We start from the raw sequence: 25,071 nt of genomic DNA, 5'->3' as shown, positions 1-25,071 counted from the left end.
TTTCTTGTATGTCGTGCGCATTCGGCTCCCCTGAAAAGGCGATTCATGCACATCGAGATCGACAAGCCCCATGTGGAGGCGCTCGTCGCGCGCTTTCCGGCCCACGCTTGCCTGTCCGCGCAGCTGCGCTTCTCCGACCGCGTCGAGGCGGATCTCTCGAATTTCAGCGCTGAGGAGCTCGATTTTCTCGGCGCGATCTATCAAGACGCGGGCCCCCACCTTCGCGCCAGGGCCGCGCAGCTCGCAACCTTGCGCGCGGCGATGGAGGCCAAGAGCACGCGCTTTGCCGCCGAGGACCTCGAAGAAGTCCTGCCGGCGCTGGTGCGCTATCTGACGACGGACGCAATCCGCGGCTGGATTTTCACCGCCAATGTCACCTCCAAACCCCTGCCCTATGTCATCACCCGTTTCGACTATGTTCCAGCCTCCAATGACGAGGCGGGAAAAATCCTGATCGAACTGAAGGCCAACGCCAAGGGTACGCTGCAGTCGAATTTGGTCCGGATCATGAGTTCGGACATCGCCGGCCGCACCATCGGCGAAATACTGGCGGCGCGCGGCTTCGTGCGGGAAACGCCGGCGCTGATCGAATCCTTCGACGCTTCGAGCGAGACCTATTTCGACTGGCGCGGGCGCTACGGCGCGCAATTTTCGGCGAAAGGCATCGGCTTTCACGCCGAAGACCCGACCGCCACCCATCGCGACACCGACTGGTCGCGCAAGGACCTGATCGTGCTGTCGAGCAATGGTTCGGACGCGCGGCTCGTCAATGACGAAAGCATTCTCACCGGGCGCAGCCTGACCCTGGAGGCGCCCGGAGACATTCTCGGCCATTTCCTGCGCAAGGCCGGCAAGAGCAATCGCTTCGCCGCCGAAGATGAAATCGCCGAACTCAAGGCGCTGATCCCGGAAGGCCTGTTCACGCAAATTCCGGTGCATCCTTACGTCTTCATGTTCCATCTCGATCTGCATCATTACGTCTGGGTGCATGTCGACGAGATGCAGCCCTATCACTATCAGCCGCAGCTAAGAGAAAAGCTGGTCCTGCCCGAGGAGCAGACGGACTTAATCGACATTCTGACCGCCGAGATGGATGTGCTGATGGACGACATCGTCCAGGGCAAATCCGGCGGAACGACGGTGCTCTGCGCCGGCCCGCCCGGCGTCGGCAAGACGCTGACCGCCGAAGTCTATTCCGAGATCATCCAGCGTCCGCTCTATCGCGTGCATTCGGGCCAGCTCGGGCTCAATGTCGCGACGATGGAGACCGCGCTGAAAGATATTCTCACCCGCGCGCAGCGCTGGGGCGCAGTGATGCTGATCGACGAGGCCGACGTTTACATCAAGCGCCGCGACGACAATATTGCGATGAACGCCGTCGTCGGCGTCTTCCTGCGCGTGCTCGAATATTTCAACGGACTGCTGTTTCTCACCACCAACCGCGTCGACGACATCGATGAGGCGATCGTTTCGCGTTGCATCGCTCTTATCCGTTACGCGCCGCCGGACGACGACGCGCGCCGGCGCATCTGGCGCGTCATGGCCGGGCAGTTCGATCTCACCTTGGATGATGCGCTGATCGATCGCCTGGTCGCGACCTTTCCGGAAGCGACCGGCCGCGACATCAAGGGCCTCGCCAAGCTCGCGGCGAAATTCTGCCACCAGAAGAACCTTCCGCCGAGCCTGCCGGTTTTCCAGCGCTGCGCCATTTTCCGGGGGCTGGAGATCGCCCGCGCGGCGTGAGGCAAAGCCTCAGCCGCGAATTTCCTTGCATTTGACTGCGGGCCGCATGGTAGAAGGCGCGCTTGCCAGTTTTGCAAGGGATCATGAATGCCCGAGGTAATCTTCACCGGTCCGGCCGGCAGGCTCGAAGGCCGATTTCATCAGTCCGCCACGCGCGGCGCGCCGATCGCGATCGTGCTGCACCCGCATCCCCAATTCGGCGGCACGATGAACAATCAGATCGTCTATCATCTTTACTATTCATTTGCGGAGCGTGGCTTTTCCGTGCTGCGCTTTAATTTCCGCGGCGTCGGAAGGTCGCAAGGCGCCTTCGATCACGGCCTTGGCGAACTGTCCGACGCGGCGGCGGCGCTCGACTGGGCGCAGTCGGTCAATCCGGAAGCGCGCGCCTGCTGGATCGCCGGCGTGTCCTTTGGCGCCTGGATCGGCATGCAACTGCTCATGCGCCGCCCCGAGATAGAGGGCTTCATCTCGGTCGCGCCGCCGGCGAATCGTTTCGACTTCTCGTTCCTCGCGCCCTGCCCGTCTTCGGGACTCTTCATTCATGGCGACCAGGACCGGGTCGCGCCGCTCAAGGAAGTGACCGGGCTGATCGAGAAGCTCAAGACCCAAAAGGGCATCGTCATCGAACATGCGGTGGTCGAAGGCGCGAACCATTTCTTCGAAGAGCGGGTCGAGCCGCTGATCGCCCATGTCGACGCCTATCTCGACCGGCGTCTCGGCAATCCGCCGCGCATCGCCATTCCCGCGCGGGGCGATTGAGGCGTCATTGTCATTCCCGACGCGCGCAGCGCGATCGGGAATCCAGCGCAATATCAACCCTCCTACATTGGTTCTGGATTCCCGGTCAGGCCTGCGGCCTGCCGGGAATGACAGATAACCCCGCCGCCCGCGCCAGCACGCCGCCGGGCATGGCTTGCGGCGCGCCGGTCGTCGTCGGGAAGGTGATCGGCAGACCTTCCAGCACCCGCGCCGCGAGATAGGCGAAGGCCTGCGCCTCCATCGAATCCGCCGACCAGCCGACCGCGTTCGCGGTCGTCACCTTGCACGGCAGGCGCATGACGAGTTCGCGCACCAGGATCGGATTGCGCGCGCCGCCGCCGCAGACGATGAGCAATTGCGGCTGGGTCGGCAGATGCGGGAAAAGCCGCAGCACCGAAGCCGCGGTGAAGGCGGTGAGCGTCGCGGCGGCGTCCTCGGTCGAGAGCTTGGCGACCGCGTCGAGCGCGAAGGCGTTGCGGTCGAGCGATTTCGGCGGCGGCTCATCAAAAAAGGGATGCGCCAGCATTTTGAGCAGTGTCGCCTCATTGACCCGGCCGCGCGCCGCCATGTGTCCGTGCCGGTCGATCGGCGCGCCGGTGCGCTGGAGCATCAGATCGTCGATGAGCGCATTGCCCGGCCCGGTGTCGCAGGCGATCGGCGCCTCGCCGTCGGCGACGTAAGTGACATTGGCGACGCCGCCGATATTGAGCAGCGCCACTTCGCCCTTCATGCCGCCGGCGATCACCAGCGCGCGGTGGAACACCGGCACGATCGGCGCGCCCTCCCCGCCGGCGGCGATGTCGGCGGCGCGGAAATCATAGGCGACGTCGAGGCCAAGACGAGTGGCGAGCGCTGGCCCGTCGCCGATCTGAATGGTGAGCCCGCGCTTCGGACGGTGCAGCACAGTCTGGCCGTGAAAGCCGACGATATTGACGCTCGCCGGATCAATCGCGTTGTCGCCGATCAGCGTCTCGACCGCCTCGGCGTGGCGGTCGGTGACCATCCGCTCAGCGAAGGCGAGAACGCCAGGCCGGGCGTTTCGGTCTTCAAGCGTCGCGGCTTCGGCGAGCGCATTGCGCAGCAGCGCCCGGTCGGCGTCGTTATAGGGATAATGTCCAGTCGGCCCGAAGGCGACGGCCGCGTCGCCGTCGGTTTCGATGAGCGCGACGTCGACGCCGTCCATCGACGTGCCGGACATGAGGCCAATGGCGCGATAGTTGGGCAACGCGAATCTCCCGTGAAGATAGGAGAATATCAAAGCGCTGACTGAATTTCTTTCCCTGTCATTATTGTTTTACGGACACGCAGGAAAGCGCTTATTGGGGATATATCATCCGATTTAAGCGCTCGATCTCCGCATTCAAACATTTTATGGAAGAGCATACACGCTGAGCATCCCGTGCAATTTCTTGCCATATCTCGTTTGCGGATTCCGTGTCGATCAATTCTTCTGAATGACCGCTAATAAGATTTTGCAACCTTCCCAAGACGCCGACTTGGTCAGGACGTATCGAGCGATATCTCCGAATGAGATAATGAATCTCACGTCGCACCGTGGATTTCCCCATTTCGTCTTCGAACAGGATCTTATCAATCTGAACTGAGATTCGGTTCCGACCTATCTCGTTACGAACGTCTCTAAGATCTTGCATTGAACGTTCGACAGACTTTTGTGACTCATTGAATTTTTTTCTAGTGCTTCAAAAGTGATAGCGGTTTTGTCACCAGCGGCAATTTTCTCGAGCTGCGCAAGCATTCCATCGCGCCAAAAGCTAAGGGCCGCCGAATCTTTTGCTGCCCTATATTCGTTCCTGTGCAGCCAAGCGTATAAAACCCTTTCAAGAACTGCATAGGACTCTTTAGAAATCTCGTTCATGCTCAACTCCTCAGAAACAACGTAAACGACAGTATGGTCACTACCTCCGCCCCTCCCATCCCCACACCGCCACCACCGCGCCGACCAGCGCTAGCATCGCCCACAACCCCAAACCAAGCGGCGCAATTTCGACGCCCACCAGGGTCGAGGCGCCGGTCTGCCTGATCCCGATCCAGTCCGAGCCGCCGTAGCGGTTGGCGTCGCGCAATTCGACCACGCGCGGCATCGCGACCGTGTCCGAGTCGCCGGTCGAAAGTCGCCGCGCCGCGCCGCCGGTCGCTTCCGCCAGCGGCTGCAGCTTCTCCGTCGTCGATCCCACTTCGCGGAATTCGCGCGGATTGGGCGGTCCGACATTGACGAGCGCCGTCAGCCCTTCGCTTTCGAAGCGCCACAGACCCATTTCCTTGGCGTCGAAACGCGCCCGCCACAGTCCTGGTTCGCTCTGCGCGACGGCGATTTCCTCGCGCGCGCCCGACGGCGCCGTCGCCATCACCGGCGCTGGCGTCTCCTTCATCGTCTGGCGCTCGACGGAGACCTCGCGGCCGTGCGCCGAAGCGCGCAGCGCCTCCTCTTCGAGATCGGGCTCCTTCATCAGCCAATGGGCGAGACGGCGCATCAGATCGACATGCGGGCCGCCGCCCTCGAAGCCCCGCGCCCAGAGCCAGATCTGGTCGGAGAGCAGCAGCGCCACCCTGCCTTTGCCTTCGTGGGACAGCACCAGCAGCGGCTTGTCGCGCACGCCGGACATAATTGAATCGCCCTTCACCACATTGGCGTCGACCTGCCTGAACCATTCGCCCCAATTCGGCGGCTCGGCATTGGCGCCCGCGAGGCCGCGCGTAACGGGGTGTTTCGCGCCGTCCTTGCTGACGCGGGCGCGAAACGCTTGTTCGACAATCGCGCCGTCTGGCCGGGCCGGCAGGATATCTTCAAGCGGCGAATAATAGAGGCCGCGCAGCGTCGCATAATCGGGGCCGACCGCCGCGAGAAAGGCGCCGCCGTTCTCGACGTAATTGGTGATATTCTCGAAATAGATCGAGGGCAGAGTCGTCTGGCTCGAATAGCGATCGAAGATGATGAGATCGAATTCATTGATCTTGCGGCCGAAGAGATCGGCGGTGGGAAAGGCGATCAGCGACAATTCGCTCGCCGGGGTGATGTCGAGCTTTTCCGGTGGCCGCAAAATGGTGAAATGCACCAGTTCGACATTGGCGTCGGCGCGCAGGAGATTGCGCCAGCTTCGCTCGCCGGGATGCGGCTCGCCCGAGACGAGCAGCACTTTGAGCCGATCGCGCACGCCTTCAATCGACAGCACCGCCTTATTGTCGAGCGGCGTCAGCTCGCCGGGCGCCGGCGGAATTTCAAGCTCGACGACATTTTGTCCGCCATGTTCGATGCGCACCGGAATGCTGACGATGTCGCCGGGAACAGGACTGAAGGTCGGCAGCGCTTCCCCGTCGCGGCGCACCGAGATTGGAACGCGTCGGCCGTCGCCGCCGAGATCGACGATTCGCGCGCGGATGATCTGATCCTTGCCGACAATGCCGAAGCGCGGCGCCTCGACAAGCTCGATGCGGCGATCGCGTTCGCCTTGGTGGCCGCTCACCAGCGCATGCACGGGCGCTTTGAAGCCGAGCGCTTCGGCTTTGGCGGGGATATCGTGGACGACGCCGTCGGTGAGAAGTATCGCGCCGCCGACGCGCTCTGGCGGAACGTCCTTCAAGACTTCGGCAAGCGCGCCGAAAAGCTTGGTGCCGTCGTTGCCGGAAGCGTCATTGGAGACGCTGATCGTGCGCGTTTCAATGTCACTGAATTTTTCGAGCGCGGCGTCGAGCGCCTTGCGCGCTTCTTCGGTCTGCGCCTCTCGCGCGCCGAATTTCTGACTGTCGCTCTTGTCGATCACGACGGCGACGACGCTCTTTTGCGGATCGCGCTTCTCGCGCACCAGCGACGGATCGGCGAGCGCCGCGATCAGCAGGGCAAGTGCAAGCGCGCGAACCGCCGCGCCGCGCTGGCCTCTCGCGGCCATCAGCGCCAGCGCGCCGGCGCCAAGCGCGGCGAAGATGACCAGCGCCGGCCAGGGAATGAGCGGCGAAAAGGCGAGCATAAGGTCGCTCATGTCGCCTTGTTCCGTCCCGCGCCGTCATGCCCGCGCTTGTCGCGGGCATCCACGCCGCGCCGCTGCGCAAGTTTCGTCGCATTCGCGAATCGTCTCGACGTGGATGGCCGGGCCAAGCCCGGCCATGACGCGGCTGAATGCGGCCGCGAAATCTCGGAGCCGCTCACTGGCCGAGCCTTTCCAGCAGGTCGCGCACATGCACCTGATCGGATTTGTAGTTGCCGGTCAGCGTATACATCACGAGATTGATGCCGCCGCGGATCGCGAATTCGCGCTGGCGCGCGCCGCCCGGCGTCAGCGGAAACAGCGGCTGGCCGCGCTTGTCATGCGCCCAGGCGGCGGCAAGGTCGTTCGAGGTGATGACGATCGCCGAGACGCTGTCGGTTGCGCGCACCGGACGCGCCGCCTGATCCTTGGGCTCCGGCGGCAGCGCCTCCACCCAGGTCTCGCCATTGGCGTAACGGCCGACGAAACCGTCGAGGAGATAAAAGGTCTTGGTGATGACGTGATCGCGCGGCGTCACTTCCAACGGCGGAATGTCGAGGCCTCTCGTCAGGTCACGCAGCCATTGCGTCTCCGGCGTCGGCGCGCCGCCGACGCGCTGCGAGAGCGCGTCGCGCGTATCGAAGACGACGGTGCCGCCCTGTTTCATATAGGCGGCGACTCTCGCCGTCGTTTTGGCGGAAGGCTGCGGCGCGCTCGCGACGATCGGCCAATAGAGCATGGGATAAAAGGCAAGGTCGTCCTTCGCCGGATCGACGCCGACCGGATCGCCGGGCGAGAAGGAGGTGCGCGAATTGAGCGCCTGAGTGAGCGCCTCGAGGCCCATTCGCGATGTTTCGTCGACGCGGGCGTCGCCCGAAATTACATAGGCGAGGCGCGTCGTCAGCGCGGCGTCCTTCTCGCGCTGCGAGGCGGCGGGTTTCGGCGCAGGCTCGGCGCGCGTTTTGTCCATCGTCGCCGTCACGAAGAGCAGCGCCAACACTGCGGCGGTCGCGGCTCCGACAGGCCGTAGCCGGAGCTTTCCGCCGAGCGCCATGGCGATCAGCGCGTCGGCGATGAAGGCGATGAGAGCGAAGAGCAGGAGCGGCCCGCGCAGATCGAACTGCGCGCCCGATCGCAAGGCGCTCGCGCTCAGGCCGGCGCCGGCGAAATCGAAAGCGCTGATCTCGTCAGCGGGCCTCAATGTCTGCACGGCGACGAAGGCCTCCCCCGCGCCGTAAAGTCCTGGCGGATGTTCGGCGCTCGCCGGCCCTTCGAAACCCGGCGGAATGCTTTGCGCGGTCGGGCCGGGCGCGCCAAGCGCGCCAAATCCGTCGAGAAGCCGCATCGGCGCCAGGGCCGACTGATCGGCGGCGATGTCGGATCCTTCGCCGCCCGAAGGCGCCGATTCCCCCGCCATGGCGCTGATCCGTTTGAGCATGTCGACGAACAGTCCCGAGATCGGCAGATTCGACCAATTCGCGTCGGCGTTAACGTGGAAGAGCACGATCAGCCCCTTGCCGCGCCGTTCCGCCGTGACAAGCGGCGTGCCGTCGGAAAGGCGCGCCCAGGTCTTGTCGGCGAGGCCTGGGTCGGGCTCGGCGAGAACCTGCCGCTGCACCGTAACGTCTTTCGATGCGGGCAGACCGAAGAAAGGACTCGTAGCGTCGAATTCCGCCAGAGACTTGGGCTGCTCCCAGGACATGGCGCCGCCGAGCACGCGGCCGTTGCGACGCAGGCGCACCGGCAAGAGATCATCGTCGGCGTTGGCGAGTCGCGGCCCGGCGAAGCGTAGCAGCGTCCCGCCTTCTTCGACGAAGCGCGACAAAGCGTCGAAGGTTTCGCCGGGCGCAAGGCCGACATCGGCGAGCGCGATGATGTTGGGATTCTCGGCGAGCAGCGCCTGCGCCGGATCGACGGCGCCGGGACGCGCGGTTCGGACCTGGGCGAAGGGCGCGAGGGCTTTCTCGAGATAATAGAGCGGCGATAGGAGCGGCTGCGCCAAGTCGGCGCCCTCGCCGCCGATCAGCGCCACGCGCTTCACCTTCGAGCGCGCGTCGAATAGCGCGACGGCGCCGGCGGAATTCTCGCCTTCGATACGCAAATGGCTCACTTCGTTGCGCAGTTCGACCGGCAGTTCGATTTTCGCCTGCACACGCCGCGCGCCGCCGAAATCCACCGCGGCCCGGCCGATCGTCCGCCCTTTCGCGTCGAGGGCTTGCACAACTGTCGATTCTTCGCCGCCGGCGCGCAGCACGTCGACGCTCAGCGCCGCGGCGTCATTGGTCGGCGCGGCAAGCGCCCGCGGCGCATGATTTTCGACATAGACCTCAACGCCGCCCACGCCGGACGCCTTCAACGCGCGGGCGAAGCCCGTCGCATCGCCTTGCGCGACGCCGTCGCTGATCCAGACAATCCGGCCGTTAGGATGCGCGCGGACGAAGGCCACGACCTGTTCGCCGATCGCCTTGCGTTCGGGGAGATATGGCTTGGGCCGCACCGAGCGTAACTTCTCCAGCGCGCGCGGTCCGTCTCCAGGAACGGGCGCGGCGGTCTCGGAGGCGACCGCCACGGCCACGGGGCCGCCGGCGCGCGCAGCCGACTCGATGATCGACGCGGCGCCTTCAATGCGGCGCTCCCATGTCGGCGCCGCCGGCCAGCCGTCATCGATCACGATCAGCGTCGGCGCGGCGGACGCGACGACGCCGCTCGGCGCCCAGACGGGCCCCGCCATTGCGACAATCAGGGCCCCGGCAAGCGCCAGCCGCAGCGCCATCAGCCACCAGGGAGTCTGCGACGGCGTCTCTTCGTCCGGCTTCAGCTCGCGCAGGATTTTCGTTGGCGGAAAGACGATTTCGCGCGGACGCGGCGGCGTCACCCGCAGCAGCCAATAAATCAGCGGCAGGCCAAGGAGGCCGAAGAGCGCGAGCGGCGCGGCGAAGGAAAACATCAGCGCCGCTCCTCTATGCTCACGCCATCCGCCGCAAGCAATCCCATCGCGAGCGCCAGCGCCGCTTCGGCCGCCGGCCGGTCGGTGCGATGCTGCAGGAAGATAAAGCCGACGCGTTGCGCGGCGCGGCGCACGGCGTCGCGATGCGCCTCGAACCGCCGCTCATAGGCCGTGCGCAGGCTGCGCGCATCACCGGCGTGAAAAGCGGGCCCGCCGTCAGTGTCGAGAAAAATGGTTTCGCCGGAGAAGGGCAGCGTCTCTTCGCTGGGATCGGTCACCATCAGGATCGCGCCGGAAGCGCCGGCGTCGGCGAAGCGCCGCAGTCGGGCGGCAAGAGCGTCCGGTTCGATAAGAAAGTCGGAGATCAGCACGACCCTAGCGCGCGGGCGCATCGGCGCCTGAGGCGGAAGATCGTCGCGCGCCGTCTCGACGGCGTTTTCGGCCAGAGCGTGCGCGAGCCGATCGATCACGTCGCGGGCCGAAACCGGCGCGGTCAAGCCAAGCGCCGCCGCCCGCTCGCCGCCGCGAACAAGCACGTCGGCGAGCGCCAACCCAAGGGTTACGGCGCGCGAAAGCTTGTCGTCAGTCGCGAGAGACGAGCCGTAAGCCATCGAGGGCGAACAATCCATCCAGAGGAAATAGTCGTGCGCCGCCTCCCATTCACGCTCGCGCACATAGAGCTGATCGCCGCGCGCCGACCGACGCCAGTCGATGCGATGCGCCGATTCGCCCGAAGAGAACGGCCGATACTGCCAGAAGGTTTCGCCGACGCCCGCGCGTTTGCGGCCGTGAACGCCATAGGCGAGGCTCGCCGCGATTTCGCGGGCGCGCGCCACGAGCCGCGGCATTCGGCTCGCGAGATCGGCCGCCGCTGCGCCGTCCGCAGGCTTGCGCCGCGCGGGATCATAGGCGCGCGTCGTGACGTCAGCAAACATCGCCAGCTTTTCGGTCTGACGGCGAAAAAGGTCCAAGACGCGTCACCCGATCCGCGTCACGAGCGTTTCGATCACGTCGGAAACCGTCATTTCGCGGCGCGCGGCGAAATTGAGCGCCATGCGATGGCGCAGCAGCGGCGCGGCGAGCTTCGCTACGTCGTCGATCGAGGGCGCGAGGCGGCCGGTGACGAGCGCCCTGGCCCGCGTCGCCAGCATCAGCGCCTGCGCGGCGCGCGGTCCCGGACCCCAGGCCACATGCGGCGCAATCGCCGGATCGCCGTCTTCGGGACGGGCGGCGCGAACCAGATCGAGGATCGCGTCGACGACCTTCTCGCCGATCGGCAGCCGGCGCACGAGTCGCTGGGTCGCCATCAACTCGTCGGCGTCGAGGGCCTGGCGCGCTTCGGCGACAGTCTCGCCGGTCGTCTCAAGCAGCACGCGGCGCTCGCTGGCGCGGTCGGGATAATGCACGTCGATCTGCATCAGAAAACGGTCGAGCTGCGCCTCGGGCAGCGGATAGGTGCCCTCCTGCTCCAGTGGATTCTGCGTCGCCAGGACATGGAAGGGCCGCGGCAGGTCGTGGCGCTTGCCGGCGACGCTGACATGATGTTCCTGCATCGCCTGCAGCAGCGCCGATTGCGTGCGCGGCGAGGCGCGGTTGATCTCGTCGGCCATCAAGAGCTGGCTGAAGATCGGTCCCCGGATGAAGCGGAACGAACGCGAACGGTCCGCGCCTTCTTCCAGCACTTCGGAGCCGAGAATGTCGGCGGGCAGCAGGTCGGGCGTGAACTGCACCCGCTGTTCGGCGAGGCCGAGGACGCGGCCGAGCGTCTCGACAAGCTTGGTCTTGGCGAGGCCGGGCACGCCGACCAGCAATCCGTGACCGCCGGCGAGTATCGTCACCAGCGCCTGTTCGACGACTTCGTCCTGACCGAAGATCACGGCGCCGATGGCGGCGCGGGCGCGTCCAATATGGTCCAAAGCGCGTTCGGCGGATTGGACGACGGCCGATTCGAGCGAGGTCGTCTTAGTGTCGAGTGAGGTCATGTCAGCTTTGCTCTGGCGGCCTGTCGATGAGGAGATTCGGGCGCGTCGGCGGCGTCGCCGCAGAGTTCCGCCGGGCGTCGATCGAAAGCCCCGCGCCATTGGCTTCGCGTGAATCTTAAAGGCGAAGCGGGCGGATTGACGGCCAGCGCCAATTTTTATCTCTCCGGCGCCGCAATTCAAGCGCGACCGGCGCGTTGGAGGGCATTTTGTCGCTTTGGCGGCGAATTGCACGTGACAGTTTGTTCATGCGTTCCGCATTAACCCGCCATCCGACCAACGCCATGTATATTCGGCGTATATTCTGTCGCCGGCTCTCATTCTGAAAGGCGCTCTCGCTGATGTGGCGCGCAATCGTCGAAACCGCCCTGCTCTTTCTTACGCCTTTCGTCGCCTACGCGCTTTTCCATCTGTTGCAGCGGCGCTGGCCCTTCGTGCGCGAACTCTGGCATGGCAGGATCGTCTCGCTGCTTACCATCGCGGGTCTTCTCGTCGCCATCGTCGGCGTGGTCACGATCGGCCTTACCCGGCTGAACCAGGGCGCTTATGTGCCGGCCCATGTCGAGAACGGAAAATTGAAGCCGGGCCGTTTCGAATGATTGCGGCGCGGAGACTTCTCGACGATCCTCGGTTGGCGACCCTCTTCACGGCGCTCGCCAAGACCGGCGCAGAGAGCCGCGTCGTCGGCGGCGCCGTGCGCGACGCCCTGCTCAGCCTTCCGCCTCATGAGATCGACCTCGCTACGACGGCGCTGCCGGACGCGGTCCTTGCAGCCGCGCGCGACGCGGGCCTCAAAGGCGTGCCGACGGGGATCGAGCATGGCACCGTGACCATCGTCGTCGCCGGAACGCCCTATGAAGTCACGACGCTGCGCGAGGACGTGGAGACCGACGGGCGCTTCGCCAAGGTGCGCTTTGGCGGCGATTTCGAACAGGACGCGAAGCGCCGCGACTTCACCATCAATGCGCTGTCGCTTTCTCCCGACGGCGAGATTCACGATTACACTAGCGGCTTGGCGGATATTGAAGCGCGGCGCGTCCGCTTCATCGGCGACGCCGCGACGCGGATTCGCGAGGATTATCTGCGCATCCTGCGCTTCTTTCGCTTCAACGCCTCGCATGGCGAAGGCCCGTTCGACCGCGAAGGCCTGCATGAGTCGATCGTTGCGCGGGAAAATCTATCGCGCCTGTCTCGCGAACGAATCCGCGCCGAATTGATGAAGCTGCTGCTGGCGCGCCGGGCGCCCGAGACTCTGCGCGCCATGTCGCACGCCGGCGTCATCGAGGTGATCCTCGGCATCGGTTATCCCTCGCGCCTGCAGCGTCTCGCCGACCGCGAGGCGGCCATGGGCAAGCCGGCGGACGCGGTCTTGCGGCTCGCGTCCTTTTCGACGCTGACGGTTGAAGACGCCGAACGGCTGCGCGATCGCCTCAGGCTCTCCAACGACGAATTCGCGCGGCTCGTGGGGGCGGCGCGAACGCTCGCGCCGCTGCACGGACGCGACGCCCCCCCGCCTCCCTCTCATCTGCGCGAGATGCTGTTTTTGTGCGGCGCCCGAGCAGCGGCCGACGCCCTCGCGCTTGCCCATGCGGAAAGCGCCTCGGCGGCGGATGACGCCGATTGGCTCGAGGCCGCGCGTTTTCTCGAAGAGACGCCAGCGCCCGCCTTTCCAATAAAAGGCGCCGATCTCATCGCCCGCGGCGTCGCGCCCGGCAAGGCTTTGGGCGAAGCGCTGAGATTATTGCAGGCCGAATGGATGCGCGCCGGCTTCCCGCGCGACCCAGTGGTGGTGATGCGGCTACTCGAGGAGGCGGTCGGGAAGGATGGGCGTTAGAATGGCGCCACCGTCTCGCTTGTCGCGAGAGGCCAGGCCATCAGCTCGCCGCCTGATTGCGCCGAATGTCTTCCTTGAGCAATTCGTTGACGATTTCATCAAGCGAATGTCCTTTGGCCTCGGCGCGCGACAGCAAAAAACTCCCTTACTTCCCGCTCGAAATGGACGGGAGGACATAATTCGAGCTCGCCGCGAAAGAACTTTCCACGTTCGCCTTTCGAGAAGTCATATTCGTCTTTCATCGCGTTTGGCGCTCCGCCGTCGCCAGCCGCTCGAAAACCCCCAGCACCAAAGCGCGCTTGTCGAAGTTGAACACTTCGGTCTCACGCGCGGCGTCGCGAATCTCCTCCCAGGCGCGGGCGTATCCGGCCAGCGTGATCGGCGGTGCGCCAGTTCCCGCAAGCTGCCGCACTCGCGCGTCGAGATGCCTCTGCGTTGCGCGCATAAAGGTCTCATAGGCGGCTTCATTGTCGCGGCCGGTGAGCTTGTCGGCGAGCAGATGCGCGCCGAGCCAATCGACCTGCGGCAGCCTTTCGAACAGCTTTCGCACGACGGCGTCGAAGGCGACGCCGTCATCTCCCAGCAACCGCAACGCCTCGCGCACCGAGCCTTCGGCGCGCGCCGTGGCGGCGATGAGGTCCGCCTCCGGCGCCTGCGACCATGGCGGGCCGAGACTGTTCACCGCGGCGATCACATCTTCCGGCGACAGGGCCCCCAGCATCAGCCTGCGGCAGCGCGAACGGATCGTCGGCAGGATGCGCCCCGGCTGATGCGCGACGAGCAGAAACAGCGACCGTTCGGGCGGCTCCTCGATGAGCTTTAAAAGCGCGTTGGCGCTGGCGCGATTGAGATCGTCGGCGCAGTCGACGATGCCGATGCGCCAGCCGCCAGTTCCCGAAGCCTGATGGAAGGCCTGTAAGACTTTGCGCACCTCTTCGATGCGAATTTCGGTGAAATGCTTTTTGGTCTTCTCGTTCCAGGCGCGGCGCAGCAGAAAAATATCGGCGAGCGCCAGCGAGGCGATGCGGCGCGAAGCCGGATGGTTTTCCGCCACCGCGAGACTTTCGGCGGCCTGAACCGCCGGCGCGCCGGGTTCAGGATGGGCGAGGAGAAATCGCGCCAGCCGCCAGGCGAGCGTCGCCTTGCCGACGCCTTCCGGCCCGCCGATGATCCAGGCCTGCGCCATTTTGTTGCGGCGGTAGGCGTCGAGCAGTTCGCGTTCCGCGTCGACATGGCCGAACAGGGCGAGAGTCTCCCGCGGATGCGGGGCGTCGTCGTAGCGGTCGCTTTCGGGATTCGCTTCGTCGCGGCTCATTGCGCGGCTTGCGCAGCATGCGCAAGGAAGCGGTCGTGAACGACGGCGCGCACCGCGCTCGCAACGTCGTTGACCGATCTGGCGGCGTCGATCACGCAGCAGCGTTCCGGTTCGTTTTCGGCGATGTCGAGAAAGGCCTGCCGCAACTCCTCATGGAAGGAGGGGTCCTCGCTTTCGAAACGGTCGACCTCCTCGCGTCCGTCTCGCCGCTCGGCCGCTCGCGCCAAGCCTTCCCGCGCCGGCAGGTCGAGCACGATGGTGAGATCTGGCCGCGTCTCGCTCACCGCCGCCCTTTCAAGCAAGGCCAGAGTCCTGGCGTCCACGCCGCCGCGCGCGCCCTGATAGGCGCTGGTCGAATCGGCGAAGCGATCGCACAGCACCCAAGCGCCGCGTTTCAGGGCGGGCGCGATCAGCGTCGCGACATGGTCAGCGCGCGCCGCGGAAAACAGCGCCGCCTCGGCAAGCGGACCGAGCGGCGCCGCGCGTCCCGCAAGCAAAAAATCACGGAGCTTCTCGGCTTTTGGCGTGCCGCCCGGCTCGCGCGTCGTCACTACTTCAAGGCCGCACTCGCGCAAATGTTCGGCGAGGCGCGCAAGCTGCGTCGACTTGCCGACGCCCTCGCCGCCTTCGAAGGTGATGAAGCGGCCTCTTTCGGGCGTCATCAGGAAGGTCATTTCTTGCCGAACAGTTTCTGGTGAATGGCGGCGGCGGCGGATTCGTAAATGGCGTCGAAAGCGCGCCGCGGAAGCGATCCCTCTTCGACCGACTCGGCGGTCTGCAGCGGCTGTTCAAGCACGACCGCGTTGCCGCGTTTGATTTCAAGCCGGCCGACGACCGTCCCCGCTTCGACCGGCGCCAGCACAGGACCTTCGTAGACGATCTTGCCCATCAGCCTCTCATTCGCGCCGCGCGGCAAAAGCACCTTGATATCTTCCTTGGCCGTCAGCTCCACCGAGCCTTGCGTGCCGCCATAGATTTGGGCCGGCCCGATCGGCTCGCCGGCCTTGAACAGCTCCTTCTCTTCGAAGTTGCGGAATCCCCATTGCAGCAATTTCCGCGCTTCTTCGCCTCGCTCCTTCGCAGTCTTCGCGCCATAAATGGCGACGATGAGGCGCCTGCCGTCCTGCGTCGCGGAACCGACCAGACCAAAGCCGCTTTCTTTGTCGATATGGCCGGTCTTCAGCCCGTCCGCCCCGATGCTCATCGTGAGCAGCGGATTACGATTCTGCTGGCGTATCTTGTTCCAGGTGAACTCTTTTTCGCCGAAATAGCCGTAAAACTGAGGATAAGTCTTGATGACATACGCCGCGAGCTTCGCCATTTCGCGTGCCGTCACCTTCTGGTCGGGACCGTCCATCCCCCAGGGATTGCCGAAGCGCGATTTGACAAGGCCAAGCTCGGACGCGCGCTTGTTCATCCGCGTCACGAATCCTTCTTCGGAACCCGCCAGACCTTCCGCGAGCGTAATCGCGGCGTCATTGCCGGATTGGATCACCAGACCGCGCAGCAGGTCTTCGACGCGTGCGCTGCTGTTGAGCGGGAGGAACATCGCCGAACCGCCGGCCGGCGCGCCGCCGGTGCGCCAGGCGTGCTCGGAGACGGTGAATTGGTCGTCGAGCTTCAGCTTGCCTTCGGCCAGAGCCTGAAAGATCAGTTCGGCAGTTAGAATTTTGACAGTCGAGGCGGGCTTGGCGAAATCGTCGGCGTTTTTCTCAAACAGAACGGTGTTGGTGCCGGCGTCGATCAGAATCGCGCTTGGGACGCTCGTTTGAAAGCCTTGGGCGACGGCGGAATTTATCCCTGCCCCCGCCAATGCAAGGAGGGCCAGGATCAGGCATCGCACTGGAAATTTTGGCAAGGGCGCGCTCCCCTTGTTGACGCCGCAGCGCGGCGGAGCGCGGAGAAGATGGCGCGCGGCGTCGAAAATTGCAATCTCGACATATTCCGGTCAGTTGGTCTTGGTCGAGGCGTTCAGCGCCTGCCGGATGGCGTCTCGCGCCGAAGGCTGACGCGCGCCAAAATGCGCGGGCCGCGCAGGCGGCAGCGGCGCGACGGCGGTCTGCGCCTTCCGGGTTGACGCGACAGGCTGTTCGTCGATCCCGGCTTCCTCGCGCGACGGCGGCAGCGGCGCGTCTATTTCCTGCTCGGCATAGGCCAGAGTTTGTTCTTGGGACGCCTGAGCGTTCTCATAGGCGATTCGCGCGGCGAGTTCCGCCGCCTCCGCTCTTACGTAAGTGCGCGCCGTTTGCGCCGGCGCGTCAATCGCCGAGGCCAGCATGGTCCAGGGCGTGGCGTCGAGCTGCGCTGGCGCGCCATCGTCGCGTAGCGTCGCCAAAAGTTTGGCGTCGTCGTCCCCGTCGAGATCGGCGCGCCCGATCCAGTCCACCTTGACGCGCGTCGTCCCCACGCCATGGAAATCGAGCGCTTCCGCCACCCGCTGCGAGACGTCCATCACGCGTCCGCCGTGGTAAGGCCCGCGGTCATTGACCCGCACCACCATCGAACGGTCATTGCGCAGATTGGTGACTCGCGCATAGCTCGGGAGCGGCATGGTCGGGTGCGCGGCGGAAATCGACGCCCGGTCGAATATTTCGCCATTGGCGGTGCGGCGTCCGTGAAAATCCGACCCGTACCAGGACGCGGTTCCGACCGCGGAATAGGGCTTTTCGCTCGGATAATAGGTTCGGCCGGCGATCTTGTAAGGCTTGCCGACCATATAGGCGCCGCCGCCTTTCGGCACTTCCTCGCCCTCTGCAATCACCCGCGGACTTGGACGCACGCCGTAGCGCGGGTCGATCTGGCCGAGACCGCCGAGGCTCGCGTTCCTGTGCGAGCCGGTGGAAGAGCAGCCGGCGAGCGCGCCGACACAGATAAGAGGCAGCAGTTTGGCGAGTATTTTCGGGCTGGGGATGGGGCGCCGTTCACAAACTTTGGTCTTGAAGACGACAGATCGCATCCTGACGGTCCTTGCCCTCATCCTTCGAGCCGCCGGTCAGCAATGAAAGACGCGTTGCATGGCGACGCCTCTCCATTTTTCGGCGCGACGAAAAACTGTCGCGCGAATGCGACCTGCGGATTTTCTCGCTGATGTATGAAGTTGACGTTAAACGCAGTTACGCTCGCGACAGGAGGCTGCCCAAATGGGACCAAAATGCGACAGTCGCGGCATAACTGCGTGCGCATAAAGAGATTGGAAAGAAGTGTGGCGGGGGCGCCACAGTCTCCCCTGCTTCATTCAATTTTCAATCCGCGCGAGATCGACGATTCGCGTTTCCACGCGCTCGACGCCGCGAAAAACATTGGATGACAGTTTTGCGGCGACGTGGAACGGCGCGCCGTCTGCTCTGAGAAGCGCCTCGCCGAGCGGCGAATTTGCGGCGCGGAAGGCGATGGCGTCGACCGTCGCGCCGTCGCGTGAACGCAGTCGGGCACGGACATGGTCGGCCCCGACGATCTGCGCGAATGCGACCTGCTGCTCGGGCAGAACAAACAGCGGCTCCGGATTGCCCTGTCCAAAAGGCCCCGCCCGTTCGACCCGTCGGAGCAGATCGAGACTGACCCCTCTCCCCGCGAGGGCGGCGTCGAGGACCAGCGCGTTTTCGCGCCGGGCGGCCTCGACGGAAGCTTCGAGCGCCTCGTTCATAAAGACCCGAAAATCGTCGAATCGATCGCGTGCGAGCGTCGCGCCGGCGGCCATCGCGTGCCCGCCGCCTTTGACGGCAAAGCCCAGATCGACGGCGCGCCGGACCGCCGAACCAAGGTCGACGCCACTTAAACTCCTACCTGATCCTGTTCCAATTTCTCCATTAAAAGCAAATATAAATGTTGGAGTATTAAAGCGTTCCTTTAAGCGAGACGCAATCAGGCCGACAACGCCTGGATGCCAATCGTCGCCCTCAAGGACGAGGCATGACAGCAAATTCGATCTCGCCAACTGCGCTTCGGCCAGAGCGGTCGCCTGCTCCAAGGCGGCCCTTTCGACGATCTGACGCTCGCCGTTCAGACGATCGAGCTCGAGGGCGATGCGACGCGCTTCGGCCTCGTCGGCGAGCGTCAGAAGTCGCGCGCCGAGTCCGGCGTCGCCGATCCGACCGCCGGCATTGATGCGCGGCCCGAGCGCGAAGCCGAGGTCGCGAGCGCGCGGCGGTCCGTCCAACCGGGCGGCGTCCATAAGCGCGGCGAGGCCCGGACGCGACCGTGCGGCCATCACCATCAGGCCCTTGGCGACCAGCGCCCGGTTTAGCCGCGCGAGCGGCGCCACGTCGGCGACGGTGGCTAGCCCAACGAGATCGAGCGCTGCGAGGAGGTCCGGCGCGGCGCGGTCAACATTCCACCAGCCGCGCGCCCGTAGCGTCCGCGACAGGCCGACGAGCGCTAGAAACACGACTCCCGCCGCGCAGAGCGCGCCCTGCCCCGAAATCTCGTCCAGACGGTTCGGATTGACGATGAGCGCCTCGGGCAAGACCTCGGGAGCCTGATGATGATCGAAAACGATCACGTCGAGACCGATGGAGCGCGCAATGGCGAAAGCCTCGTGACTCGCGGTTCCACAATCGACGGTGACCAGGAGAGTCGCGCCGCGCGCCGCAAGATCGCGGATCGCTTCGACATTGGGCCCATAGCCTTCGACGATCCGGTCGGGAATATGCACAAAAGGCTTCGACGCGCCGGCCGCGCGCCAAAAGTCGACGAGAAGCGCGGCGGAGCAGGCGCCGTCAACGTCATAGTCCCCGAAAATGGCGATCTGCTCGCCAGTTTCGATTGCTCGCGCCATCCGTTCGGTCGCGGCGTCCATGTCGCGTAGCGATGACGGATCCGGCATCAGGTCGCGTAGCTTGGGGTCGAGATAGCTCTCGGCGTCAGCCACTGTGACGCCGCGTCCGGCGATGACCCGCGCAAGAAAATCATCGATCCCATGCGCCTGGGTCAGCGCGAGGGCTTGCGCCTCGCCTCTGGCGTCGAGCCGACCACGCCAGCGTTGGCCGAGCACGGAGCGCTCGACCCCGAGAAATGCCGGAAACATCGAATCGGACATTGCTGCCTCGAAGACATTCGCTAAGCGTTGCCCGCAACCGACGCAAGCGCCATCGCTCGCAGTCGGTCACTAAATCGTCGCAGCAAAATAAAGTCGAATTTCTAAGCCCTTGAAATTCACCTAACATCTTCGTTAATTGGCTGGCTCAGAATGAAAGTTCTTCTCACCCCATGCATTTTGATGAAGCGTTTGGCCGGGCAAAGTGCGTGAAGTTTGCGCTCTGCGCGACGCCAGAGCGACGTTCGAATTATTTTGAATTTCTATCGATGCCGGACCGGAGTATGGCGCTCAAATCCACGCATATCATTTTCGTGCATGATTTCTTCGGCTGGGGGCCTCGAGAGTTCGGACTTCCCTATTGGGGCGACGCGCTCGGCCAGATCGGCGAACCCTTTGCGGTCCATGAAGCGAAGGTCGGTCCGGTCAGCTCCTTTCACGATCGCGCCTGCGAGCTTTTCGCCCAGATCGGCGGCGGACGGGTCGACTATGGCGAGCGGCACAGCAATGAGGCGCGCCACGCCCGCTATTCGCGTGAATATGCGAGTCCTTTCGCCCCCGACTGGTCGGAAAGGAACCCCGTGATCCTCGTCGGCCATGGAGCCGGCGCCCAGACCGCCATGCAGTTGCAGGCGCTTCTCGCGGACGATTTCTGGGAGCGGGAAACGAACGCGGCCTGGATCGAAGGCGTCATCAGCATCGCCGGCGCCATTAACGGATCCTTGCTGCCCTACGGCTTCGGATGCGACCATGGAGACGGCCGTTTCAGACGCAGAGCGAGCCAGCTGATCGCCGAGTCCTTCAATTTCCTAGGAATGGCCGCCGGCGTGCCGACCGCGATGCGCAAGCCTTTCGATCTCCATCTCGATCAGTGGACGGAGGGCCAAGCGGACTCGCTGGAGGCGATGGCGCGTCTGGATGCAGGCGCTTTCGTCGACGGCGAGGACAATCTCATCTTCGACATGACTCTGCAGGGCTGCCGCAACGCCAACGCCCGGTTCAGATCGCATCACGGCACCTACTATCTCTCGCTCGTGACCAACGCCACCCATGCCCGCCCTTCCGGCTTCTTCGGCAAGACCTGGCGGCCTGATCCGACCATTCATCCGGTTCTCTGGCAGCCGGCGCTTTATCAGGCGCGAGAGGCGAGATTCGCCAAGGCGCCGATCGATGGCTGGGGCGGCGGCGACCTTTCGCTGCCGCAGTGGCGCCCCAATGACGGCGCGGTGAGCGTCATTTCGCAGCGCTATCCGTTTACGGCGCGGCAGGAGCCGGTGGGAGGCGAAGGCGTCTTCAGACGCCAAAGGCTCAAACCGGGGCGCTGGTATTATGAATATCTCGACAAGGCGATAGGCCAGCGCTTCGATCATTTCGACGCAGTCGTCGGGGCGCAGCTCAAACCCTGGGTGCCCGGACTGCGCGACGCGCATCGCGAGGTTTATTCCCGGCTCGGCGAGACCTTGCGCGGGCTTTAGCCGACGCCGTTCGACTTTAGGGCGTCGATCACGCCGCTGAAGACCAGCGACACCCCCATCGCCGAGACGAAAAAGCCGACGATTCTGGTCGCCGCGTCGATCCCGTGCGGTCCCAGCGTCCTGGTTAGTCGCGTCGCGAAAACGAGACAGCCGTACGTAACGGCGACCGCGAAAAAAATTGCGGCGAGGATGGCGCCGAAGGCCAGCGCTTCATGGGTAGAATGCTCGATTGTCGCCATCATGCCTAGGACCGTCGCGATCGGGCCGGGACCGATCATCAGCGGCATTGCAAGCGGCATGAAGGCGATATTAGCGTCGGGGCCGGCGGGCGCCAGGCTGCTTTCTCCATTCGACGACGGCAGGAACAGCTCAAATCCGATTCGCGTCAGCACGATGCCGCCGGCGATGCGCACCATGGCGAGCGAGACGCCGAATATTTTCAGGATCACGGCGCCAAAGAACAAGAAGAACAGGATGAGCAGCAGCGCATAAAGGCAGGCCATGAAGGCGACGCGACGCCGCTCCTCATTGCCCTTGCCGCTCTCGAGCATCAGGAAGACCGGCAGCACCTCGAAAGGATTGATCACGGCCAGCAAGGTGGTGAATGTCGAGAAAAAGAGCGTCAACTCCACCCTGAAATGCCCAGCGCCGAAATCCGCGAGCAGACCGCTAATCGTCATAATCACTTCTCACTGGCGTTCGACATGCGCGAGGCATCGCGGCGCGACATTATTTCGGCGATTGCGGCCGCTCAAGCGGCGTAGCGGCAGATTGCTGATATTGTATCCATTCGCTCGAACCGGCCCTTCACGATAGGATTGGATTATGACCGACGTGATCGCGCTCACCCATCTCTCCGGCGACCATGCGGAGATTAACCCCTTCGGCGCGGAGCTTGCCGCCTGGCGCGCGCAAGGCGTCGACATGATTTGGGCGAAGGACCCCAAAATCTGGGACCAGACAGCGCCTGTGTTGTTTCCTATCGTCGGCTGGACGCGCAACGACTGCGTCCGCGTCGACGGCAAAACCTATCCGCTGGGGCTTCACGGTTTCGCGTGGAAGAAGAAGTTCGACGTCGCCGAGCGCCGCGACGACTATCTGCGCCTCGCGCTTGTCGACGATGACGAGACCCGAGCGCTCTATCCCTTCGCCTTCCGGTTCGAGGCGGAATTCCGGCTCCATGCCGGCGCGTTGGAAATCAGTCTGATCGTCGCGAACATTGATTCGCGGCCCCTGCCCTATGCTTGCGGCCTGCATCCCGCCTTTCGCTGGCCGCTTGCCGGCTCCAACGCGCCGCATGCGATCATCTTCGAGGCCGAGGAATGCGCCGACGTTCCCGTCATCGCTCCCGGCGGCCTCCTCTCGAAATCGCTGCGCAAAACCCCGTTGGTCGGTCGACGGCTGCCGCTCGAACCGCAGATGTTCATGCACGACGCGCTGTGCTTCCTCAATATTGCAAGCCGCAGCCTCGTCTTCGACAATGGCGAGGGCGGACGCCTTTCAGTGACGTTGGAAGATTTTCCTCATGTTGGATTTTGGACGCTGCCGCCCGCGCCCTATCTGTGCATAGAGGAGTGGACAGGCTACGGCGACCCCGAGGATTTTCGCGGCGATCTCTACGAAAAGCCTTCCATGAGGCTGCTGGCGCCCGGCGAGCGCGCGCGGCATGGCGCGATTTTCGCCTTTGAGAGAAAGGCGTCGGTCGGCTAGGAACGATCGGCCTCTCACCGGGAATCGCGAATGACCGTCGCCTCCAGCGTCATTGAAGCCATCGGACGCACGCCGCTCATCGAATTGCGCGCAGCTTCGAAGGCGACCGCGTGCCGCATCCTCGGCAAGGCCGAATTCATGAATCCCGGCGGCTCCGTGAAGGACCGCGCCGCGCTGTCGATCGTCGAAGACGCCTGCGCAAAGGGATTGTTGAAGCCGGGCGGAACGATCGTCGAAGGCACCGCCGGCAATACCGGCATTGGCCTCGCGCTCGTCGCCAATGCGCTCGGCTTTCGCACGGTGATCGTCATTCCCGACACGCAGAGCCAGGAAAAGAAGGACATGCTCAGGCTCCAGGGCGCGCAGCTCGTCGAAGTGCCGGCGGTTCCATACGCCAATCCCAATAATTACGTGAAGCTGTCTGGACGCCTAGCCGAGCGCCTCGCCAGGGAAGAGCCGAACGGCGCCGTCTGGGCCAACCAGTTCGACAATGTCGCCAATCGCGTCGCCCATCTCACCACCACCGGTCCCGAAATCTACGAAGAGCTCGACGGCGCGGTCGACGCCTTCATCTGCGCCTGCGGGACCGGCGGAACGCTCGCCGGCGTTGGCATGGCGCTCAAGGAAAGAAATCCGGAAGTGAAGATCGGGCTCGCCGATCCATATGGGGCGGCGCTCTATTCTTATTACACGACCGGAGAGTTGAAGGCCGAAGGCTCGTCGATCACAGAGGGCATCGGCCAGGGCCGGATCACCGCCAATCTCGAAGGCGCGCCGGTCGACGTCGCCTATCGCATTCCGGACGACGAGGCGCTGCGGGTCGTCTTCGACCTCGCCGAGAAGGAAGGACTGCTGCTCGGCGGCTCTTCCGGAATCAATGTCGCCGGGGCGATCCGCCTCGCCCGCGATATGGGTCCCGGCAATACCATCGTCACCGTGCTGTGCGACGGCGGCGCGCGCTACGCTTCGAAACTCTTCAACCCCGCCTTTCTGCGCAGTCAGAAGCTGCCGACCCCGCCTTGGCTCGAAGGGGCGGCAACGATTGATCCAGGTTTCGTTTAGCTTTTGACGGTTTCCACAGCCGCCTCGGCCGCCGGTCGCTCGGCCTCGCGCCGCGGAACGAATGACTCGCGACGCAGGAAGAGGACCTTCTGCAACTCCTTCTCTCCGACGAGTTTCGCGAATTCGCGATAGCCGAAGAAGGGGATCAGCGCAGAGAAGGTCACGAGCGCAACTGAGATCAATGTGCGCAAATTGTCGAGATCCACGCCGTCATGGTCCACATGGGACGGCCAAAAATGCTCGAGCAGCGCCTGCTCAAACATGTCCATGTCGATGAGCAGCACCCCGTAGAGGAACGACTTGGCCAGAATGGGCACGATCAGCGGCATTTTGTCGAAGACGCGCCACACGCCGAACTTGTTGGCGACGAACAGCACTTTGGCGAAAGCAAGCGCCTTGACGACGGCGAAGCCCTGATGCTCCACGATATGCGCCTGAGACAGGACAATCGACTTATGCACGCCGAGCACGGCGAGCAGGAACCACACATATAAGAAGACCGGAAGGAAGGCCTTGGCTTCCTCCTCGACTTTCTCCTTAACGCTCTTTTTTGCTTGCACGCTCATCGCCGGCGTCAGTCCCCCAGCCTTCGTCGCGCGTCAATCTAGCCGTGCGATCCCTCCTTGGCTATCGCCTCGGCGCGAGCCAAATCCTCCGGCTTGTTGACGTTGAAGAAGGGATCATAAAGCTCGGCCGGCCAGCCGACGACGGCATTCGCATAGCGCCCGATGAAGGCGGACACTTTGCGCTCGCCTTCCTCGATGAGCGCGCGCCGCAAATCCTCGCGCAGCGCGACCGGCCACAGTGCGACAGCGTGATGGATTCGCCCGTTCGACGCGGCGACGGCGATACCCGCGCCCGCTTGCTTTCGGGCGGCTTCGAGCCGCGAGACGAGATCGGCAGGCAGGAATGGCGTGTCGCCCGGCGCGCTGAGCACATCGGCGGCGCCGCTCGCGGCGGCGAAGTCCATGCCTGCGAGAACGCCGGCGAGCGGTCCAGCGAAGCCCTCGACGCTGTCGGCGACGACCGGCAGGCCGAACGCCGAAAAGCGGGCCGGATCGCCATTGGCGTTAATCGCGAGAAGCCCGCATTGGGGCCTCAGCCTATCGATCACATGCTGAAGGATCGGCTGGCCGGCGATCTCGGCGAGCGGCTTGTCGCCGCCGCCCATCCGCTGCGCCAGTCCGCCGGCGAGTATGACGCCAATGCAGTCTCTCATGTGCCTTCCGGAT

At 64.3% G+C, this 25,071-nt stretch carries 21 protein-coding genes; 7 read left to right on the top strand and 14 right to left on the bottom strand.

Features of this window, described 5'->3' with window-relative positions:
- Window positions 1-45 precede the first annotated feature (45 nt).
- Both AB7I51_RS02710 and AB7I51_RS02705 read left to right on the top strand, forming a co-directional pair.
- A complete protein-coding gene (locus tag AB7I51_RS02710; RefSeq protein WP_428402672.1) occupies window positions 46-1,743 on the top strand; it encodes an ATP-binding protein in 1,698 nt (565 codons plus the stop codon).
- An 87-nt stretch (window positions 1,744-1,830) separates the two neighbouring features.
- Window positions 1,831-2,505 carry an alpha/beta hydrolase gene (locus AB7I51_RS02705; protein ID WP_409980831.1) on the top strand — a complete coding sequence of 225 codons (675 nt, stop codon included), beginning with the start codon at window positions 1,831-1,833 and terminating at the stop codon, window positions 2,503-2,505.
- Window positions 2,506-2,590: 85 nt separating this feature from the next.
- Here the strand turns inward: AB7I51_RS02705 and AB7I51_RS02700 are convergent, their stop codons facing one another.
- The 6 genes from AB7I51_RS02700 to AB7I51_RS02675 form a co-directional block, all read right to left on the bottom strand.
- A complete protein-coding gene (locus AB7I51_RS02700) occupies window positions 2,591-3,730 on the bottom strand; it encodes an anhydro-N-acetylmuramic acid kinase (RefSeq protein ID WP_428402673.1) in 1,140 nt (379 codons plus the stop codon).
- 393 nt (window positions 3,731-4,123) lie between these two features.
- Entirely contained in the window at window positions 4,124-4,381 is a 258-nt protein-coding gene (locus AB7I51_RS02695; protein WP_428402674.1) for a hypothetical protein, read from the bottom strand.
- A 40-nt stretch (window positions 4,382-4,421) separates the two neighbouring features.
- Window positions 4,422-6,500: a hypothetical protein gene (locus AB7I51_RS02690; protein WP_428402675.1), complete on the bottom strand. Its 2,079-nt coding sequence runs from the start codon at window positions 6,498-6,500 to the stop codon at window positions 4,422-4,424.
- Between the two features lie 163 nt (window positions 6,501-6,663).
- The gene (locus tag AB7I51_RS02685; protein ID WP_428402676.1) at window positions 6,664-9,432 is read right to left on the bottom strand and encodes a DUF4159 domain-containing protein; all 2,769 of its coding nucleotides are present in this window, start codon (window positions 9,430-9,432) and stop codon (window positions 6,664-6,666) included.
- Window positions 9,432-10,367, bottom strand: coding sequence for a DUF58 domain-containing protein (locus AB7I51_RS02680; protein ID WP_428402738.1), 936 nt, complete (start codon window positions 10,365-10,367; stop codon window positions 9,432-9,434). The genes AB7I51_RS02685 and AB7I51_RS02680 overlap by 1 nt, the downstream gene beginning before the upstream one ends.
- A gap of 42 nt (window positions 10,368-10,409) precedes the next feature.
- Window positions 10,410-11,414 carry an AAA family ATPase gene (locus AB7I51_RS02675; RefSeq protein WP_428402677.1) on the bottom strand — a complete coding sequence of 335 codons (1,005 nt, stop codon included), beginning with the start codon at window positions 11,412-11,414 and terminating at the stop codon, window positions 10,410-10,412.
- A 338-nt stretch (window positions 11,415-11,752) separates the two neighbouring features.
- Between AB7I51_RS02675 and AB7I51_RS02670 the strand changes: the two genes are divergently transcribed.
- Both AB7I51_RS02670 and AB7I51_RS02665 read left to right on the top strand, forming a co-directional pair.
- Window positions 11,753-12,010 (top strand): DUF6111 family protein, encoded by a 258-nt coding sequence (locus AB7I51_RS02670; protein ID WP_428402678.1) that lies wholly within the window; start codon window positions 11,753-11,755, stop codon window positions 12,008-12,010.
- Window positions 12,007-13,245, top strand: coding sequence for a CCA tRNA nucleotidyltransferase (locus AB7I51_RS02665; RefSeq protein ID WP_428402679.1), 1,239 nt, complete (start codon window positions 12,007-12,009; stop codon window positions 13,243-13,245). Before AB7I51_RS02670 ends, AB7I51_RS02665 begins: the two co-directional genes overlap by 4 nt.
- A 238-nt stretch (window positions 13,246-13,483) precedes the next feature.
- On the opposite strand, the gene AB7I51_RS02660 is transcribed toward AB7I51_RS02665, so the two are convergent.
- The 5 genes from AB7I51_RS02660 to recJ all read right to left on the bottom strand — a co-directional run bounded on the left by AB7I51_RS02660 (window position 13,484) and on the right by recJ (window position 19,595).
- A complete protein-coding gene (locus tag AB7I51_RS02660) occupies window positions 13,484-14,560 on the bottom strand; it encodes a DNA polymerase III subunit delta' (protein WP_428402680.1) in 1,077 nt (358 codons plus the stop codon).
- Window positions 14,557-15,234: a dTMP kinase gene (gene tmk / locus AB7I51_RS02655; protein ID WP_428402681.1), complete on the bottom strand. Its 678-nt coding sequence runs from the start codon at window positions 15,232-15,234 to the stop codon at window positions 14,557-14,559. The genes AB7I51_RS02660 and tmk overlap by 4 nt, the downstream gene beginning before the upstream one ends.
- Entirely contained in the window at window positions 15,231-16,418 is a 1,188-nt protein-coding gene (locus tag AB7I51_RS02650; protein ID WP_428402682.1) for a D-alanyl-D-alanine carboxypeptidase family protein, read from the bottom strand. Before AB7I51_RS02650 ends, tmk begins: the two co-directional genes overlap by 4 nt.
- Window positions 16,419-16,508: 90 nt before the next feature.
- Window positions 16,509-17,516, bottom strand: coding sequence for a septal ring lytic transglycosylase RlpA family protein (locus AB7I51_RS02645; RefSeq protein WP_428402683.1), 1,008 nt, complete (start codon window positions 17,514-17,516; stop codon window positions 16,509-16,511).
- A 279-nt stretch (window positions 17,517-17,795) separates the two neighbouring features.
- A complete protein-coding gene (recJ, locus tag AB7I51_RS02640; protein ID WP_428402684.1) occupies window positions 17,796-19,595 on the bottom strand; it encodes a single-stranded-DNA-specific exonuclease RecJ in 1,800 nt (599 codons plus the stop codon).
- A gap of 281 nt (window positions 19,596-19,876) precedes the next feature.
- Here recJ and AB7I51_RS02635 point away from each other — a divergent pair, with 281 nt between their 5' ends.
- Window positions 19,877-21,067, top strand: coding sequence for a lipase (locus tag AB7I51_RS02635; RefSeq protein WP_428402685.1), 1,191 nt, complete (start codon window positions 19,877-19,879; stop codon window positions 21,065-21,067).
- Here the strand turns inward: AB7I51_RS02635 and AB7I51_RS02630 are convergent.
- Complete coding sequence (locus AB7I51_RS02630; protein WP_428402686.1) at window positions 21,064-21,747, bottom strand: MarC family protein; 684 nt, start codon at window positions 21,745-21,747, stop codon at window positions 21,064-21,066. The two genes, AB7I51_RS02635 and AB7I51_RS02630, sit on opposite strands and share 4 nt — an antisense overlap.
- A 145-nt stretch (window positions 21,748-21,892) precedes the next feature.
- On the opposite strand from AB7I51_RS02630, the gene AB7I51_RS02625 reads away from it, so the two are divergent.
- Window positions 21,893-22,777 (top strand): aldose 1-epimerase family protein, encoded by an 885-nt coding sequence (locus AB7I51_RS02625; RefSeq protein ID WP_428402687.1) that lies wholly within the window; start codon window positions 21,893-21,895, stop codon window positions 22,775-22,777.
- 30 nt (window positions 22,778-22,807) lie between these two features.
- Window positions 22,808-23,839: a cysteine synthase A gene (locus AB7I51_RS02620; RefSeq protein ID WP_428402688.1), complete on the top strand. Its 1,032-nt coding sequence runs from the start codon at window positions 22,808-22,810 to the stop codon at window positions 23,837-23,839.
- Here the strand turns inward: AB7I51_RS02620 and AB7I51_RS02615 are convergent.
- Window positions 23,836-24,405, bottom strand: coding sequence for a hypothetical protein (locus AB7I51_RS02615; protein WP_428402689.1), 570 nt, complete (start codon window positions 24,403-24,405; stop codon window positions 23,836-23,838). The genes AB7I51_RS02620 and AB7I51_RS02615 overlap by 4 nt on opposite strands.
- 38 nt (window positions 24,406-24,443) lie before the next feature.
- The gene (gene mobA, locus AB7I51_RS02610) at window positions 24,444-25,058 is read right to left on the bottom strand and encodes a molybdenum cofactor guanylyltransferase MobA (RefSeq protein WP_428402690.1); all 615 of its coding nucleotides are present in this window, start codon (window positions 25,056-25,058) and stop codon (window positions 24,444-24,446) included.
- Window positions 25,059-25,071: the final 13 nt, after the last annotated feature.

It is taken from the genome of Methylocystis sp., from assembly GCF_050246715.1.
Lineage (GTDB): Bacteria > Pseudomonadota > Alphaproteobacteria > Rhizobiales > Beijerinckiaceae > Methylocystis.
Note: the sequence above shows the minus strand (reverse complement) of the source record. Positions and strands in the feature narration are given on the sequence as shown.

Coding starts and splice junctions, on each gene's coding strand:
- AB7I51_RS02710 (WP_428402672.1), top strand. CDS start 46: ATGCACATCGAGATCGACAAGCCCCATGTGGAGGCGCTCGTCGCGCGC.
- AB7I51_RS02705 (WP_409980831.1), top strand. CDS start 1,831: ATGCCCGAGGTAATCTTCACCGGTCCGGCCGGCAGGCTCGAAGGCCGA.
- AB7I51_RS02695 (WP_428402674.1), bottom strand. CDS start 4,381: ATGAACGAGATTTCTAAAGAGTCCTATGCAGTTCTTGAAAGGGTTTTA.
- AB7I51_RS02690 (WP_428402675.1), bottom strand. CDS start 6,500: ATGAGCGACCTTATGCTCGCCTTTTCGCCGCTCATTCCCTGGCCGGCG.
- AB7I51_RS02685 (WP_428402676.1), bottom strand. CDS start 9,432: ATGTTTTCCTTCGCCGCGCCGCTCGCGCTCTTCGGCCTCCTTGGCCTG.
- AB7I51_RS02680 (WP_428402738.1), bottom strand. CDS start 10,367: ATGTTTGCTGACGTCACGACGCGCGCCTATGATCCCGCGCGGCGCAAG.
- AB7I51_RS02675 (WP_428402677.1), bottom strand. CDS start 11,414: ATGACCTCACTCGACACTAAGACGACCTCGCTCGAATCGGCCGTCGTC.
- AB7I51_RS02670 (WP_428402678.1), top strand. CDS start 11,753: ATGTGGCGCGCAATCGTCGAAACCGCCCTGCTCTTTCTTACGCCTTTC.
- AB7I51_RS02665 (WP_428402679.1), top strand. CDS start 12,007: ATGATTGCGGCGCGGAGACTTCTCGACGATCCTCGGTTGGCGACCCTC.
- AB7I51_RS02660 (WP_428402680.1), bottom strand. CDS start 14,560: ATGAGCCGCGACGAAGCGAATCCCGAAAGCGACCGCTACGACGACGCC.
- tmk (WP_428402681.1), bottom strand. CDS start 15,234: ATGACCTTCCTGATGACGCCCGAAAGAGGCCGCTTCATCACCTTCGAA.
- AB7I51_RS02645 (WP_428402683.1), bottom strand. CDS start 17,516: ATGCGATCTGTCGTCTTCAAGACCAAAGTTTGTGAACGGCGCCCCATC.
- recJ (WP_428402684.1), bottom strand. CDS start 19,595: ATGTCCGATTCGATGTTTCCGGCATTTCTCGGGGTCGAGCGCTCCGTG.
- AB7I51_RS02635 (WP_428402685.1), top strand. CDS start 19,877: ATGGCGCTCAAATCCACGCATATCATTTTCGTGCATGATTTCTTCGGC.
- AB7I51_RS02630 (WP_428402686.1), bottom strand. CDS start 21,747: ATGACGATTAGCGGTCTGCTCGCGGATTTCGGCGCTGGGCATTTCAGG.
- AB7I51_RS02625 (WP_428402687.1), top strand. CDS start 21,893: ATGACCGACGTGATCGCGCTCACCCATCTCTCCGGCGACCATGCGGAG.
- AB7I51_RS02620 (WP_428402688.1), top strand. CDS start 22,808: ATGACCGTCGCCTCCAGCGTCATTGAAGCCATCGGACGCACGCCGCTC.
- AB7I51_RS02615 (WP_428402689.1), bottom strand. CDS start 24,405: ATGAGCGTGCAAGCAAAAAAGAGCGTTAAGGAGAAAGTCGAGGAGGAA.
- mobA (WP_428402690.1), bottom strand. CDS start 25,058: ATGAGAGACTGCATTGGCGTCATACTCGCCGGCGGACTGGCGCAGCGG.